Raw genomic sequence first — 16,062 nt, 5'->3', positions numbered from 1 at the left:
GCTCACTCCACTCGGCGGGTAGAGGCAGGGATCCCCTGCCTCTCCCATTGTTCAACCCCACCATAAAAAATGATTCGCCCTTCATGGATCACCATCACCCGGTCCGCCAGCCGGCGCACGTCTTCCACATCGTGAGTAACCAACAAGACGGGGCAAGACGCATCACTCAACACGCCGCGAAGGAACTTCCGAACCGCCTCCCGGGTCTCTGGATCCAGGGCTGCCAAAGGTTCATCCAACAAGATATAATCGGGATCGATGACCAGTGCCCGGGCCAGGGCGACCCTCTGGGCCTCCCCGCCGGACAGGTGAGCCGGGAGGCGCCTGGCCAGATGTCCGATGCCCAGCCTGCGAAGTATCTCTTCCACCTTCACCTCTCGCCGGGCCTTGGGGACCCGCCGGGCTCGAAGCCCGTATTCGACATTGCGAAACACTGTCATTTTGGGAAAAAGGGCGTACTGCTGAGGAACATAGCCCACTCCCCGGTGTTCGGGTGGGACGAAAATCCGCCCGTTCGAAGAATACAGAATCCGCTCTCCCAAGCGAATGCGCCCCGAAACCGGGTGAGCCAGACCCGCTAAACATTGCAGCAACGTGCTTTTCCCCGCCCCGCTCGGCCCGAGGACGGCCGTGATCCCGGGATCCACCCGCCCCTCCGCGTGGAGCGTAAAGGAGGCCAACGGCATCTCCAATTCGAATTCCAACATCGTCGTCCCTCCCCTGTCTCCGGGCAATCTGGGTTCCCCGATCCCCCGTCAGGCCATTCGCTGTCCCAACCGAAACAACATCCACAACAACCCGAAGCCCACGATGACCAGAACGATCGCCATCGCCACCGCCGCGTCCATGTCTTTCTCCATCACCGTATAGATCGCCAATGGCATCGTCTGCGTCAATCCTTGCATATTGCCAGCGAATAGCATCGTGGCCCCGAACTCGCCCAAAGCCCGGGCCCAGGCCATCGCCGCCCCGGCGACCAAACCCGGCAGCGCCATGGGCAACTCCAGACGCAGCCAAGTCCTCCAAGGCCCCGCCCCCAAAGTTCGAGACACCTCCGCCAGCTGCCGATCCACTCCGGTGAAGGCCTGCCGGGCGCTCTGTACATAGAAGGCCGATCCCTCAAAAGCCTGGGCCACCACTACAGCCGCGGTGGTAAAAGGCAGTGCGATTCCCCAGTCTGCCAGCAGTCTGCCGACAAGGCCCTCCCGGCCAAAGGCCATGAGCAAGGCCAACCCCGCCACGGCAGGCGGTGTAATCCAAGGCAGTTGCAACAAAGCCTCCACTATGGCCTGGCCGAAAAACTTCCTTCCCGTCGCCAGACGATGCGCCAAGGGAGTACCAAAGAGCACTACGAGAAACAGGGCGATCACGCTGGTGCGGAAACTTAGCCCTAAAGCGTCCCTGACCACCTCCTGCCCCAAGGCGGACACAAACCGGGAAGGCGTCACAGAAAGAAACAGGCTCAGGACCGGAAGGAATAAGAACAAGACCAGGACGAGACCAAAACTGCTCTGGACTGCGGTGAGAGAAGAGATAAGCTGCGGGTTCCAGCGTCGTTTCTCCCCACCGTCCGGGGAGGCGCGCAACTGGGAGTCCGGCCCTTGTGGAGCCGAACCGCTCGACATGAATGGACTGAATTTCATCCCTTGCCCCCCTCCCCTTTTCGCACTCCATCGCGTTATGAGGCCGGAAGAAAATGATGGTTTTGCAGACTGGCCTGTCCTTCTTTCGACAAGACAAAATTGACAAATTCACCGGCCAGATCCGGGTGGGCAGACCGGGTCACCACCGCCATGGGGTAAGTGGCCGTCACGTTCACCGGGTTCGGTACCGGGATAATCTGGACCTTGGAGCCCGCCGACCCATCGACATCTGTGGCGTACACAAAAGCCGCGTCCCCCTCCCCGAGGGCAATCTTGTTCACGATTTGTTTGACATCCGTCTCTTCAGAAACGACGTGCCCAAGCACCGCATTGGAAAATCCCGGCCCGTATACCTTATCCGCTTTTTGTAAAGATTGGCGGCCATAACTCCCGGCAGGCAGATCTTTTACACCCAAAACAACACGTTTGGCTTTGGTGAGATCTTGATACTGATGGATACCGGCAGGATTTGATTTTGGCGTGATCAAGACCAAAGAATTCTTGGCGAAGATTTTGTCCCCCTGCACCAAGCCCTTGCTCTTGGCTTTTTCCATGTTCGCCATGTCTGCGCTCGCGAACACGTCCGCCGGCGCCCCTTGGGCAATCTGGGTCAACAGCGTGGGGCTGCCCCCGAAGTTGAAGTGAACCCGGGTGCCGGGATGAAGTTCTTCGAAGCGCTTTCCGATATCTTGAAACGCCGCCGTCAACGAAGCCGCGGCAAAGACGTTGAGAGCTGCGGCCTGGTTCGAACCGCTCTCCGCCGAACCCGCGGAACTGCCAGCCGGTTGCGCCGAACCGCACCCGGCTACACCGACCCATCCTAAGAGGAGAAGCACCCCTAAGACAAGGCGAATGCCCCCTCTGCCAATTCTCATCATGGACGTTCCTCCCCTGCCTCCATTTCATCCATGTCTCCCAAGTGGGAGACATCATATCCCCACAACGCTTCCATCTGCTGGCGGAACCCGCCACTGCGCAACACATCGACGAGAACGCCGATCAGTGGGTCCCGCAGCCTCGGCCGAGGTACAAGTAAATCGAAATGGTGGACCTCCACGGGGACGAAGGAAAGTCCGAAGACGTGAGCCGCAAAGGAGGTGGTGAGACCGGCATCGGCCATCCCGAAGAAGATCATTTCCGCCACCCGGAGGTGGTCTTCTGCGACCGCCGCCGTCCAGGTCACCGGCTCCCGCCGATCCTCTGTCACCCGGGCGTATACCCGTGCCACAGCAGTTCCCGCCGGCCGCCGCACCCAGCGCAGCTCCGGTCGGAACAAGTCCTCCAGCCCTTTCACCCCGCGAGGATTACCGGGTAATACTGCAATCCCAACCTCCCAGGCTGCAAATCGAATCCGGGCCCACTGACGTGTTGTTCGTAACTCGCCTCTGTGAGCTTCGGCCGATCCCGCATCCAACCCTCCTCCCGGTAAACCGACCTCATCCTGCATGCCCGGCAAGGAAAGGAGATTCCCGGTCCCGTGGGCGCCCGCCACATGCACGCGACCCCCGATAAGCGCTTGCATCGAAGGCTCGCTCCCCCAGGGCAAAGTCGCCACCCTGAGCGGGCGACCGCGATGGGCCACCCAATCCCGGAGCACGGTTAATGCCGGATCACACCCCGCTACGGCCACAGTGTGGTCCGCCGCCTCCACCCACTCCGGAGAAAACGCCTCCGCCCGGCCCGCCGGACTGATGGTGCCGTCCGCCGAAGACGCGGCCTCTCTCCCGTAAAGGGGATAGGCCACGACACGTTCATCGACCCGGGCGAACCGCACCCGGGTTCCCACAGTTGCCCGAACCTCCGGATCGCCCCACACGATATCCCCCGCCTCCTGGGGATCAAACAATGCCTCCACACTCGTGCCCAGAACCCTGGCCAACTCCAGGGCCACGGGCACAGAGGGCCAGCTTCGCCCCGCTTCCAGCGCGCCGATGAACTGGCGGCTCACCCCGAGCCGGTCCGCAAGGAATTCCTGGCTCCACCCCAAGGCTTTACGCCGCTCAGAAATTCGGCGTCCCACCCGCTCCAAATCCCAACGTTCCCTTTCCCTCACCTTTTCCCTCCCCTCCCTTCGATGCAACTATTCCTAGCATCATGGCTACCAATAATAGCATCGCCGTAATTATACTTCAACAATTCGGAGATATTCAAGGGTCCCGGTGAATTTTTGTGCTACCGTTCGGCAGTCTTCCTCAGCGAGGGCATGGGTACATGTTTCTGCAAACCCCGCGCGATAATACAGAGGAAACCCGTCGATATTCAGTCCCATTTTGCTATAATGAAGGTTGCAGTCCACTATAGATCAGGAGGGAACAGCGTTGGCATTCGTCATCACATCACCTTGCATCGACGAAAAGGCCGCCGAGTGCGTGGAGGTTTGTCCGGTGGACGCCATCCACGAAGGGGAAGATCAATATTACATCGATCCCGACACCTGCATTGACTGTGGAGCCTGTGAGCCGGTCTGCCCGGTCTCGGCGATTTATCAAGAGGACTTCGTTCCGGATGATCAGAAAGAGTTCATCCAAAAGAATCGGGATTTCTTTAAGAAGTAAGGGGTCATTGGGCAGCACCAAGAGGGTCTGGCGGGCCTTGGGATGAGGGACTGCCGTGCAGCCATAGCCGGCTCTCGGACAAGGGCATAAGGAGCGGGGAGCGGGCGAAAGGGCACGGGCAGGGGCAACCTGCCGTCACCTGTCGCCCGTTCCGATTCCGCATAAAAAAGTAGCGGCCCTTCGGCCGCCTCGTTTCTTCCCATCATCCCTACGGAGTGGAATCATGGGTATCTCGTTTATACAGCTTGTAAAACGCCTCGTATTTCGACTGATTGCTGTCTGCCCCCGGGCCGAATCCCGGTTCCGCTTTTCGCGCCGCCTTGCCCCCTTCTCTCCCGGGGCGCCGGCGCTGTTGAAACTGCTGGCGATGCAGATGCAAATCCCGGGGTGAGCGTATGTTTTTTTTCTGCCACTCTAAAAGGATCCGGTCAATGTAGCGCAGACTCAGCGTCCCCGACAACACCGCCTCCCTCAAGGCCTCCTGAATCATCCATTCCGGGTAAGCGTCCTGATCGATCCACTGGATCAATTGTTCAATTTCGATCGCAGACAACGGGCGCCCGAACTCCTCCTCAAACAGCCGGAACAATCGGCTGGCCACATCCGCCGTCGCCCACGGCCGGGGCAACTGCTCGACATGGCGCTCCAGCCACAAGCGAGCCAGGCGCATAAAGAGCGGCGACAGGTCATAACTGTCCTGCCACGTACCGGTATGCTCGTCCAGACGGTGCTGCAGATCCAACAGACCGTGACCGATCAACCGCTGCACCATCCCGGCGATCTCGTCCTCCGTGGCGGTCATGCGCCTGGCGAGTTCCGCATAAGTGGGAAATATCGTGTTCTCCCGCTCCTTCATGTAGACCAGGTGCAGGATGAGCGCCAGCTCTTGGTCGTACATGCCGATCTCTTTGTACCACGCCAGTAGATAAACGGGGATAGCCATTGCCGACTCTTGGAGCAACCGAGCGACAGCTCCTACCCCTGTTGGATCACCGCTTTGTGACACGCTGCTTGACCCCCTCTTTGTTCCGCCGCACACTCGTCGCCACTTCAGCATACGACGAAGGAAGGGGGACTGCAAAGTCGTCCCGGAGGACTGGCGGCCTCCGAACGCGGCCTACGTTGACGAATTCTGTCGAAAGGGCGCCCGTCCTCCCATTTCTCCCGGCGCCCGCCAGATGTCAGCCGACATTCGACAGATTCCCTTTTACCTCGGACAAACGTCGCCGGAACAGCTCTCCGTCCAAGTTTTCCTCCTGAACCAGGACTGTGCTCATCTCTTCCAGGATCGTTCGATAGGTCTTTAGAATCTCCCGGGTCTTTTGTTCCCTTTCCGCCAAAATCCGGCGAACTTCCTCATCCAGCAGGTTCTGGGGCAAATTCTCGGCATCCACGATCCCCAGTCCGGACAACCCGCACTCCACTTCGGTTCTTGCCAATCGGGAGGCCTGCTCGAAGTCGTTTTGCGCCCCAGTACTGCGGTTTCCGTACACCAATTCCTCCGCCACCGCCCCGGCGAGGGCCACCATGATCTGTCCATCCAGTTGATCCTTCGTATACAGATACGTATCTCCTTCCGGCACCTGACGCACATAACCCAGAGCATTTCCCCGGGGAGAAATGGTGATGTGGGACACCGAGCCCGGCCGCACCGTTTCACTGACGATGGCATGTCCCAATTCGTGTACCGACACCCGGACCAATTCCTCTCGGCTGGGAATGCGTCCCGTTCTTTCCCCCATTAACACTTTGTCTACGGCATCGCGAAAATGGCGCTGTTCCACCTCATCCCGCCCTTCTCGCAATGCCATGATCGCCGCCTCATTGGCCAAACTTTCCAACTGGGCCCCGCTGAACCCGAAGGTCTCCCGGGCCACCTGTTCGAGGTCCACCGACTTAGCGAGGGGCTTATTGCGCGTCTGAATCCGGAGAATATGCAAGCGTCCTTCTTTATCGGGCATGTCGACCTTGATGATCCGGTCAAACCGCCCGGGCCGAAGCAAAGCGGGATCGAGAATATCCACCCGGTTGGTGGCCGCCATGACCAAGACCAAAGGGTGGGCCGTCGTTTGCATCCCGTCCATCTCCGTGAGCAGTTGATTCAGGGTCTGGTCATACTCCTGGTGGCTGTGATTTCCTCGCCGACCCCCGATCACATCGATTTCGTCGATAAACACAATGGCGCTATCCTTTCCTTCCTTTCGCGCCGACTGCCGGGCCCGCCGGAACAGATCCCGAACCCGTTGTGCCCCTACACCCACGTACATTTCTACGAACTCACTTCCGGAGGCGGACACAAAGGACGAATCGGTATAAGTGGCCGCTGCCTTGGCCATCAAAGTTTTTCCTGTTCCTGGCGGACCGGTGAGCAGAATTCCCTTAAGGGGGCGAATTCCCAGTTGTCGGATCTTGTCCCGGTAGCGAAGAAAATCCAAAGCCTCCATCAGTTCCCGTTTCGCGTGCTCCTGACCGCCGATCTCATCAAAATTCACAGTATGCCGCACCGGGGCCTCCACCCGTCCTGCGGCGGTAGGCCCACGCCGATCCCACAGCAAATACGCCACACTGAGAAACACGCCCAACAGAATGATGGGCAGCACATTCACGCCCAAATACCCGAGAAAGAGAAGAAAGGCAACGCCCGCCCCAATCGCGATTTCCACCAATGTCCCTCACCCCTTTTGCACCGTAGACGGGAGAGCGGTGCCCATCATTCGGTACGGCACCACCTGATAGAGGAACGACCGCTGATCACTGACCTGCACATAAATGCGGTTCGCGTCCATCGTGACCCGGCACTGATAATGACGCCTGGCCGCACTATCCTCAAGGGCCTTTACCAGGTCCCGAAAACTCGATTTTTCGAGATCTTCGTACAGGAGGGGCTGTTGCTCGTCCCACCAACGGTCCAAGGCCGGGCTAGAATGACCCCGCACCTCCACCGTCGTCTGAACTCCGAGACGATCTGTCGCCGTCTGTTCGATCGCCCGGTACGTGGACTTTAAATCGTCCACCGCTCCCAAGGTCACCCGAACCACGGCCCCCTTCCCCTCCAGCAACACCGTCACCTGCTCCACCCCCGGAATTTCTTGCACCTGCTGTTCAACGGGTCGAATCAATCCGTAGGTTCGGTACAGATTCCACCCGGTAATAAAGATCCCGAGGGTCACGACAAAAGCAAGGCCGGCCACAAGAAAGCGAAATCTCGACATTCAGCCGTCTCCCTCATGATGGGTTCCTGGAAATCAACATAGTTAACATAAACAGTATGCCCAATTAGTATATCATATTTAGCCCGCCGCTTCATTACCAATTCGTTACATTCCAGTCCCTGTGATCGCGGCTTTCTACGATTCCAACAAATAGGTCCGCACCACGGCTCCAGTATAAAAATCCACATAAACGTACTCGTAGGCCCCTTGGCGGGTCAGGCCGAACAATTCCCAGAGCACCCGTCGCTGGGAGCTGGTTCCAGGCGGATCCCCCGGTCCAGAAGCTCCCGGCTCCGTCAGGCCAGGCACCGCATGGATCAACTGCACCAAAGGCGGTTGGGCCGCTGCGGCAGCTCGCATCGCCTGGGTCGCACTCAGCCCGTCGTTGGCGTATTGCTTCATCACCGGCTGCCCGCCTTGAACCCAGACGTAGGCCACCCGACCGCTGTCGTCAACGCCGGTATACACGTAAAAGACCGGACCCGCCGAATAATAATCCACGCGATCAATTCGAGAAAGAAGTCCTCTTTTCACCAACATGTCCCCTGCGGCGTGCACGTCGGGCTTGGCAGCCAGGGACTGCCGCTCCGCATACCACAGACCGCTCCCGATCGCCCCGGCTGCGACAATCCCCAAGGCCAGAATCACCACAACCGAGCGTTTCACGTCTCATACACCGTGATGACGAATTGTCCCGGGTGATCCCCCCGGGCCATGCCGAACACCAGTCCGCGCTCCTTAAGGGTGCGGTTGAGAAAATCCACGAATTTATACAGTTCCTCGCCCCCCTCGGTGCGAAACACCCCGATCACCTTCAGTTGGTCTTGATCCCCCATGCTTTCCGCCTCACCATCCAAGCCTGGAAATCAAAATCGACATATCCGCGTCCCAACGAGTGATACTAAACCCACCGGGAGGGGGGATGAAGAAGTGGTCCAATCACCCGTTCCGTCCTCTGAGCCGAGTGGCGCCCCTCCGGCGACCCGGGAATCCTCACAAGAGGGAACACCGGACGCCTTTGACACGTTGTCGTTACACCCGATTTATCACGGGTGGTCCTCGATCTTCGAGGTCAGCCTCCGGCCCCCGGTGCCGGGCACCGCACACCCCCATCGTTCCGATCGCGTATGACCCGCGGGTTCAACCGGGCCGCCACAAGCGGTCCGGCCCCCGTCCTTCAGCGGGTAAATCCTTCAACAATCCGACTTACATGAAACAGGATTTTATCCCGGTCCAAGGTTTGATGCTGGCGGTCGCGCAACAGCCAACGGCCGTCGCACATCACATCTGTGACATCCCCGGACTTGGCCGCGTAGACGACCTGGCTGATAGGATTGTACAGCGGCAACAGATGGGGGCCGGACCCGTCCATGAAGATCAGATCGGCCGGCGCGCCGGGTGCCAAGGTGCCCGCACCCTCTTCCAGAAATAGCGCCCGAGCCCCTTCCCGGGTCCCCAAGGCGAGAGCGGTATCTGCGTCCACCGCAATCGGATCTTCCCCGACCCCCTTATGTATCAACGCCGCCAAACGGATTTCTTCCAGGAGATCGAGATTGTTGTTGCTCGCCGCCCCATCCGTCCCCAGTCCCACCACAACGCCTCGTTGTAACAACTTCGGCAAAGGAGCCACACCGCTCCCCAATTTTAGATTCGAACCCGGGTTGTGGGCCACCCGGACATCAAAGCGCGCCATAAGGTCGATGTCCGCCTCCGTCAGATGCACGGCATGGGCCACCACGGTGGGCCGCTCGAAAAGACCGGCTTCCGCACATACGTCCACCGGGGATTTTCCATGGGAGGCCGCGATCTGCTCCACTTCCGAACGGGTCTCAGAAAGGTGAATTTGGATCCCGACACCCAGTTCCGCCGATACTTCGGCGACCTGGCGCAACACCGCCGGAGGACACGTGTAGGGAGCATGGGGACCCAGCGTCACGGTGATCCGCCCTCCCTCAGCCCCGTGCCAGCGGCTTGCAAACTCCCGGCTTTCCCGGATGGCTCCCCGACCTTCATCGGGACCGGTCCCGATAATTCCCCGGGATAACACCCCCCGAACCCCGGCTTGGGCCACGGCCTCCGCCACTCGATCCATATGAAAATACATGTCCGCAAAAGTGGTAATTCCGCCCTCAATCATCTCCAACAGTGCCAACATGGTCCCCCAGTAGATGTCTTCCCCCGTCAATCGATCCTCGATGGGCCACACCTTTTTCTGGAGCCAGTCCATGAGGGGCAAGTCATCCGCATAACCCCGCAACAACGCCATGGCGGCGTGACCGTGAGCATTCACAAAGCCTGGCAAAACGTACTTCCCCGCCGCGTTTACCACTGCCTCCCCCGGCACCGGAGAACCCTCCCCAGGGCCGACAGCTACAATTCGCCCATCCTCCACCACCACGTGCCCATTCTCATACCACAATCCCGATTCCGTGACGGGGATCACCACCCCGCCTATGATCCGGGTGCGCACCACCATTCCACCCCTTTGTCACCGATGCCCGGCGTACCGTTCACCACCATTGTACGCCCATCGCTGTTCAAATATCTATCACGTTCCGCCCCGCAACAAGCCTTGAACGGCATCAGGAATGGGTGGACGAAGCACTCCCTTTTCTGTGATCAGTGCGTCTATTAACGAATGCGGGGTCACATCGAAAGCCAAGTGCAAAGCCGACGCCCCTGGCGGAGCCATGCGGACTCCAGCCACCTGAAGGACTTCATCCGGATTCCGCTCCTCGATGGGGATGGCCCGTCCATCGGCTAGTGACCCGTCGAAAGTCGACGTCGGGGCAGCGACATAAAAGGGGATCCCATGATACCGGGCCGCGATTGCCAACCCGTAAGTCCCGATCTTATTCGCGACGTCACCGTTGGCCGCCACCCTGTCGGCCCCCACAATCACGAGATCCACCCAGCCTTTTGCCATGAGGGCTGCCGCCGTGGAGTCCGTAATGATCGTCCCTTCAATTCCTTCTTGGACTAACTCATAAGCCGTCAGCCGGGCGCCCTGAAAAAAGGGTCTCGTTTCGTCCACCCAAACCTGGACCTCTTTTCCCTCTTCTCGGGCGGCCCGAATTACCCCCAAAGCTGTTCCGTAGGCGGCCGTCGCCAAAGCTCCGGTGTTACAATGCGTCAGAATACGGGCCCGTTGGGGGATCAACTCCGCCCCCCAGCGGCCAATCCTTCGATTCACCCGCTCGTCCTCACGCATGACCGCTTCGGCCTCGCGCTCAAGCCGAGCCACGGCCTCTCGGCCTTCCCCGGCCACCTCGGCCACTTTCTCCATGCGGCTCAGGGCCCAAAAAAGATTGACAGCCGTCGGCCGGGTGGCGGCGAGCCGCGCCACCGCCTCGCGAACCGCTGCCGAGATCCTGCGACCTTGTTCCACGGCCCTTTGTGCCCCCAGCACCACGCCGAACGCCGCCGCCACTCCGATTGCCGGCGCCCCTCGAACCCGCATCCTTTCAATCGCTTCCGCCACTTCTTCGACGGTGCGACAGTGCACCCAGCGTTCCTCGAGCGGCAAGCGGGTTTGATCGAGAATCAACAGTTCTCCGTCATTCCATCCCAATGCTCGCAACCCCGGTCCCACCTATCTATGGGCATCGCCGATCAGATCCGCCTGTCGAACACATTTAATCAAGGCCACCTATAAAAGTCAAGGACGTCCCTCACGAAAAGCGGACGTCCTTCTTCGCCAATTTCGCAACCCCGATCACCGTATCCGCTCCGCCGTAATAGAAATAGTAGTCATCCGGCATCTCGGCGTGGCCACAGCTAAATACCACATTCGGTATCCATCCCCTGCATTCCCAATCCAACTCCGGTTCAAGAAGGGGGCCGTCCTGGCGGGCAATCACCCGGGTCGGATCTTTTAAATCCAACAACGCCGCCCCCAGTCGATAAACGTTTTGGTCATCCGCCGCATGGTACACCAGGAGCCATCCATGAACCGTTTTGATGGGCGGGCCCGCGACGCCCAATCGGGCCGATTCCCAGGTATGTGAAATCGGAGATAGGATCGAGACATGATCCGTCCAGTGAACCATGTCGTCCGAAAAGGCCAGCCAGATATCCGGAAAACGCCGGTGCAGCATCACATAACGGCCACCGATGCGCTCGGGAAACAAGGAAGCGTCTTTATTGGGCTCATCAAGTACCACCCCGTGGCGCTCCCAATCAATGAGATTCCGGGAAGTGGCGAGGCAGATGCGATAATCCCCTGGAAAACGCCCGCCATACCCGGTGTACATCATGTAAAATCGATCATCGAGCTTGACGATCCTCGGATCTTCCAGCCCGCGCTGCTCTTGCCCCTCTTGAGGATCCAAAATGGGTCGGTCGAACCGCCAAAATGCCAGTCCATCCCGGCTGACCGCATAACCGAGACGAGAAACGTAATCCCCATATTTTTGATGACAGGGCAGGTCTGTGGCACGATAAATGAGATGAATCAGCCCTCGGTCCACCACCACCGCGCAGTTAAACACCGCCGACCGTTCCCAGTCATGATGGGGATTCGGTTTGAGCACCGGTTCTTTGGTCAGGCGTTCGAGCTTCATCGCCATCGCCCCTCAGCTTCCACTCCCATCTCTGTTTCACCTATCATTTGTATGCAGGAGTGACGAGGTTTGTCAAGGACTTCTTTTTGATGATAACTCGTCTAAATGTTGGAGCAACGGCCGAATATCCACTCCAGGATCGAGAACCGGGGCGAATAAATCTCCCATTTTTTGTAGCCGTTTGGCCATGGTCGCGATTGTCCAGTTTTCGGGTGCCATCCCTCGTTCTACCTCTTCCCACTGAAGAGGGGCAGAAACTGCCGCAGTCGGTACGGCCCGGGGGGAATACGGAGCGATCAATGTCTTGTTCGGCGCGTGTTGAAGATAGTCGATATACACTCGATTCCCCCGTGCTCGCACCCGACGTTCTGTCGTGATCAACTCTGGGGCCCGGTGTTCGCAGTACTTGGCAATGGTTCTCATCAGTGGCCGTGTCTGCTCAAAAGTGACGGACCCGTGGATGGGAACGTATACTTGAATTCCCGTGGCTCCGGAGGTCTTGGGGTACGATGGGAGCCCGAGCCGGGTTAGAACATCCCGGATCATCAAGGCCACCCGGCAGACGGCGGCAAATCCTTCCACACTCGGGTCCAAATCAAACACCAAATAAGTCGGCCGGTCTACGGCGGGGAACCGGCTAAAGGTCACGTGGTATTCGATCGCACCGAGCTGCCCCAGCCATAGCAACGTTTCCAGGCGGTCGATAACGATGGCCTCCCCTTCCCCTATCGTTACCCGCGTCACCCAGTCCGGTGTTCCGGGGGGAGGATGTTTCTGAAAAAAACCTTCTTCTTCAATTCCATCCGGGTAGCGAATGACCGTGACCGGCCGATCCTTGAGGTGCGGGATCATAACAGTTCCCACGGTCGCCAAATATTCGAGAAGGTCCCCTTTGGTGAACACACCGGGCCACAGAACCTTGCCCAGGTTTTGAGGCAGAACCGTTTTCACGCCCGTCCACCACACCTTCTCAACATCTGTACAGATCTCCTTGAGTCAGTGACCCGACACAAACCCCTTTAAGGAGGGTTGACGCAGCCGCCCTTCCGGGGTCCATTCTGCATACTCGACGTCCGCCTGAAGCTCCGGCTCCCAAAAAATAATCCCCGGAAGATCCTTTTGGTTCACAAAAGGGGAATCCTTGCGCCACAGATGCCGGGATCCCTGGATCACCACATCGGCGTCCAAGGCCGCCAGCCCGGAGCCTACGTTGCCGATGTAATACAACCGGCCTTGCTCGTCTTTGCGTCCGATACAAAGACTGCGCACCTGTCCCTCGCGGATCACCACTCCCCCTACCCAAACCCGCAGGGTTCGCCGATGTTTCACCTTTTGCCACAAGGGGGATGCCCGGCCGGGCACATACGGACTGCCCTCTCGTTTCACGACGATGCCTTCCAATTCCCTTTGCTTCACCTCGGCCCACAGAAGCTCTGCCCCGTTCAGCCACGCCTGAGCCGGAACCACCCATGGTGACGCGGGAATATTTCTTAAATATTCAAACCTCTCTTCAATGGGTCGGTCCAACAGCCATTGACCTTCCCATCCCAGGACATCAAAAGGGATGTACTGAATCGGAATCACCGGCGCCAAGCCAGCCGCCCGTCGGGGATCCGCCAGGTCCCGGCGGATCAAAGTCGGAAAATCCGGCCGACCCGAACCGTCCGGGGCGATCAATTCCCCATCGAGGTAAAAATCCTGTGCAATCTCTTTCATGCTTTGTAGTTCCGGATAATGGGCGGTTCGATCGCACCCCTTGCGGTTATAGAGGATGACCCGGCCCTCTCGGCTGGCGGCCATGAGACGAACCCCATCGAACTTCACTTGTGCCCAGTATCCTTTCTCCTCCACCCGCGTCCTGTGAACCGGTTCCATCGGCTTGATCCAGGCCACCTGCCCCTCACCTCGTCGGCGATTCCTTGCTTTTAGTCTCGCCGACAGGCACCCAGCCATGCCTAGAAACATATGGCTCAACGAACATAATATGCGAGAGCTTGAAGCTCACTGGTCACGTCTGAATAGCGCACATGTACCGTGGGAGGAGTGCGCAATGTTGCGGGTGCAAAATTCAGAATGCCCACAATACCGGCCTCCACCATGCGGTTTGCCACAGCCTGGGCTTCCGGCGCAGGAACCGCCACGATCCCGATCCGAATCCCTTGCTCTCGAACCCGGGTTTCAAAATCGTCCATCCCCTGAACGGTCAGCCCCGCCACCGCCAGGCCGATCTTGCGGGGGTCTTTGTCAAAAATCGCAGCAATAGCAAGCTCACTCCGCCGGAGTCGGCTATAATTACTCAAAGCAATTCCAAGATGTCCGGCGCCCACCAAAGCCACCGGGAGGTTGCGATCCAACTTTAGGATCTGGCGAATCTTCTCAATCAAATAAGGAACGTGATAACCGATGCCCTTCCGTCCAAACTCGCCGAAATATGCGAGATCTTTGCGGATCTGAGCGGGATTGATATCAAGGTCCCGGCCCATTTCCTGGGAAGACACCGTATCCACTTCACGAGCCTGCAATTGTTGCAAATAACGCAAATAAATTGGCAATCTCCTGACGACTGCTTGGGATACAACCGGAGTCTTCCCTTGCAACACGTCTTTCCCTCCGATATATTGAGCAGTTTTGTGCTTTATTGTATCACAAGCTCCGAGATCTGGAATGAGCAGATTGAACCGGTGGGGGTAAAGCCCCACCGCCGTTCGAATCGGTTTGGTTTACATAATATATATTCTGTTAATACCCGTGTCCACTGGGTTTACTGTCCAGCTCCTGTGGGCCGACTTCCGCCGGCTCGTTCCGACAACTCAGAGAACCCGCCCCCTGGCCTTTGGCCTTTGCGATCCACCCCATCGCAGCATGGGCCGCATTTTTCACCGTCTCATCTTGTTCCGCTCGTTCCAGGTATCGCCAGGCTCCGATCCGGTCCCCGACTTCCAGGGCAGCCCAGCCCAAGTACAGCAAAACCTGACCCGCTTTTCCGTCCAGGGAGGCAGCTTTTTTCCAAGCCCCCCGGGCGCTGAGTCGGTCCCCTTGGCGCCAGCGGGTCCACCCCCAACCGCTCCACAAATCCGGATCCCGGGGTTGAAGCCGCAACAAACGCTTCCATATGCGGGCAGCTTCTTCCAAGCGACCAAAGTAGTCCAACAGGATCGCCAACTCTTTTCCAATTCTCCAGGAATCCGGCAACAACCGATATCCGTGAAGAGCCCAGGAGATCGCTAAGCGGAATCTCCCCAACCGTTTTAGAACGGCGATTCCCACCAACCACGCCTCTTCGTCTCGGGAATCCACTTCCAACACATTGATCAGTTCCTCAATGGCCCTCTCCCAATCGCCCACGCGAATCAAGGCCACAGCCAGATTGTAATGAAGGATCGGGACTCCCCGGCCTCCTTCCACCGCCAGAACCAGATCCTCGGCCGCTTCCCGCCACCGCCCTTGCTCGGCATACACATGAGCTCGGGCGTGACGGACGCTCGTTAGGATCCAAGGACTTTGTTCTGTGGAGAGCAGGATTTGCAAGTGAGGCTCTGCTTCGCGACCCCTCCCCCGAGCGATGTAAGCGAGGGCGAGGTACAGTCGCGCCACGGGAAAATCCCCGGTCTGCTTGAGCACTTTCTCCAGTTCTTCCGCAGCCTCCTGGTACATCCATAGATCAAAAAACCCGATTCCCTTGCGGAAAGTGCGCACGAGAGCCTCGCTGTCCAAGTGAGGTGGGATGTGCCAAACCATGGAAATCCCGTCGCTCCCCTCCGGCTTAGGGGGGTACGGTGCGGGTGAAATGGGTCCTGTCTCCGGTGCCACATTCGAAGGGACGTTCTCGTGGTTGATCGGGCTGGAATCGAGATCCAGATCGAGACCAAACCGTTCGCAGAGCTCGGCAATCCGATCTTCCAAAACGAGCCAGTTTTCCATCCACTCGTCCGCCTGGGCCCGGAGAGCCCCGAGTTCCTCGACCAACTCTGGACCCGGCCCCTCATCGGACAAACGTTGTTCGATGCGCCCTAATTCATCAAAGAGTTCCGAAAAAGACTCGGACATCACAAACCCTCCCCCGGGTGACCATGGTTCCGTAAACCTTAGT

17 protein-coding genes are annotated in these 16,062 nt (G+C 58.6%); 1 reads left to right on the top strand and 16 read right to left on the bottom strand.

Annotation, left to right across the window (positions count from 1 at the left end):
* Positions 1-2: 2 nt before the first annotated feature.
* From CVV65_RS08080 to CVV65_RS08065, 4 genes are read right to left on the bottom strand one after another with little or no spacing between them, the layout of a single operon-like run.
* Positions 3-707 carry an ATP-binding cassette domain-containing protein gene (locus CVV65_RS08080; protein ID WP_100667690.1) on the bottom strand — a complete coding sequence of 235 codons (705 nt, stop codon included), beginning with the start codon at positions 705-707 and terminating at the stop codon, positions 3-5.
* Between the two features lie 48 nt (positions 708-755).
* A complete protein-coding gene (locus tag CVV65_RS08075) occupies positions 756-1,643 on the bottom strand; it encodes an ABC transporter permease (RefSeq protein WP_100667689.1) in 888 nt (295 codons plus the stop codon).
* A 35-nt stretch (positions 1,644-1,678) separates the two neighbouring features.
* On the bottom strand, positions 1,679-2,521 hold the full coding sequence (gene modA / locus CVV65_RS08070) for a molybdate ABC transporter substrate-binding protein (protein WP_100667688.1): 843 nt from the start codon (positions 2,519-2,521) through the stop codon (positions 1,679-1,681).
* A complete protein-coding gene (locus CVV65_RS08065; RefSeq protein ID WP_198592171.1) occupies positions 2,518-3,696 on the bottom strand; it encodes an XRE family transcriptional regulator in 1,179 nt (392 codons plus the stop codon). Before CVV65_RS08065 ends, modA begins: the two co-directional genes overlap by 4 nt.
* Before the next feature lie 265 nt (positions 3,697-3,961).
* On the opposite strand from CVV65_RS08065, the gene CVV65_RS08060 reads away from it, so the two are divergent.
* Positions 3,962-4,198 (top strand): ferredoxin family protein, encoded by a 237-nt coding sequence (locus CVV65_RS08060; protein WP_013075670.1) that lies wholly within the window; start codon positions 3,962-3,964, stop codon positions 4,196-4,198.
* A 208-nt stretch (positions 4,199-4,406) separates the two neighbouring features.
* Here the strand turns inward: CVV65_RS08060 and CVV65_RS08055 are convergent, their stop codons facing one another.
* The 12 genes from CVV65_RS08055 to CVV65_RS08000 all read right to left on the bottom strand — a co-directional run bounded on the left by CVV65_RS08055 (position 4,407) and on the right by CVV65_RS08000 (position 16,019).
* On the bottom strand, positions 4,407-5,204 hold the full coding sequence (locus tag CVV65_RS08055) for a DnaD domain-containing protein (RefSeq protein ID WP_157935436.1): 798 nt from the start codon (positions 5,202-5,204) through the stop codon (positions 4,407-4,409).
* 175 nt (positions 5,205-5,379) lie between these two features.
* The gene (locus CVV65_RS08050) at positions 5,380-6,861 is read right to left on the bottom strand and encodes an AAA family ATPase (protein WP_100669306.1); all 1,482 of its coding nucleotides are present in this window, start codon (positions 6,859-6,861) and stop codon (positions 5,380-5,382) included.
* Positions 6,862-6,870: 9 nt separating this feature from the next.
* Positions 6,871-7,410, bottom strand: a complete 540-nt coding sequence (locus CVV65_RS08045) for a molecular chaperone TorD family protein (protein ID WP_100667685.1) — start codon at positions 7,408-7,410, stop codon at positions 6,871-6,873.
* 135 nt (positions 7,411-7,545) lie between these two features.
* On the bottom strand, positions 7,546-8,076 hold the full coding sequence (locus CVV65_RS08040) for a hypothetical protein (protein ID WP_100667684.1): 531 nt from the start codon (positions 8,074-8,076) through the stop codon (positions 7,546-7,548).
* The gene (locus tag CVV65_RS08035) at positions 8,073-8,246 is read right to left on the bottom strand and encodes a YpmA family protein (RefSeq protein WP_100667683.1); all 174 of its coding nucleotides are present in this window, start codon (positions 8,244-8,246) and stop codon (positions 8,073-8,075) included. The genes CVV65_RS08040 and CVV65_RS08035 overlap by 4 nt, the downstream gene beginning before the upstream one ends.
* 341 nt (positions 8,247-8,587) lie before the next feature.
* The gene (locus CVV65_RS08030) at positions 8,588-9,886 is read right to left on the bottom strand and encodes an amidohydrolase (protein WP_232796735.1); all 1,299 of its coding nucleotides are present in this window, start codon (positions 9,884-9,886) and stop codon (positions 8,588-8,590) included.
* Between the two features lie 72 nt (positions 9,887-9,958).
* Positions 9,959-10,990 (bottom strand): S-methyl-5-thioribose-1-phosphate isomerase, encoded by a 1,032-nt coding sequence (mtnA, locus tag CVV65_RS08025; protein WP_100667682.1) that lies wholly within the window; start codon positions 10,988-10,990, stop codon positions 9,959-9,961.
* A 91-nt stretch (positions 10,991-11,081) separates the two neighbouring features.
* Positions 11,082-11,972: a beta-1,2-mannobiose phosphorylase gene (locus tag CVV65_RS08020; RefSeq protein ID WP_100667681.1), complete on the bottom strand. Its 891-nt coding sequence runs from the start codon at positions 11,970-11,972 to the stop codon at positions 11,082-11,084.
* Positions 11,973-12,044: 72 nt separating this feature from the next.
* The gene (gene ligD / locus CVV65_RS08015; protein ID WP_157935435.1) at positions 12,045-12,923 is read right to left on the bottom strand and encodes a non-homologous end-joining DNA ligase; all 879 of its coding nucleotides are present in this window, start codon (positions 12,921-12,923) and stop codon (positions 12,045-12,047) included.
* A gap of 45 nt (positions 12,924-12,968) precedes the next feature.
* Complete coding sequence (locus CVV65_RS08010; protein ID WP_198592169.1) at positions 12,969-13,865, bottom strand: ATP-dependent DNA ligase; 897 nt, start codon at positions 13,863-13,865, stop codon at positions 12,969-12,971.
* Positions 13,866-13,942: 77 nt separating this feature from the next.
* Positions 13,943-14,572 carry a redox-sensing transcriptional repressor Rex gene (locus CVV65_RS08005; RefSeq protein WP_100667678.1) on the bottom strand — a complete coding sequence of 210 codons (630 nt, stop codon included), beginning with the start codon at positions 14,570-14,572 and terminating at the stop codon, positions 13,943-13,945.
* 139 nt (positions 14,573-14,711) lie between these two features.
* On the bottom strand, positions 14,712-16,019 hold the full coding sequence (locus tag CVV65_RS08000; RefSeq protein WP_100667677.1) for a tetratricopeptide repeat protein: 1,308 nt from the start codon (positions 16,017-16,019) through the stop codon (positions 14,712-14,714).
* Positions 16,020-16,062: the final 43 nt, after the last annotated feature.

Origin of the sequence: Kyrpidia spormannii, assembly GCF_002804065.1 — a bacterium.
Classification (GTDB): Bacteria; Bacillota; Bacilli; order Kyrpidiales; family Kyrpidiaceae; genus Kyrpidia; species Kyrpidia spormannii.
Note: the sequence above shows the minus strand (reverse complement) of the source record. Positions and strands in the feature narration are given on the sequence as shown.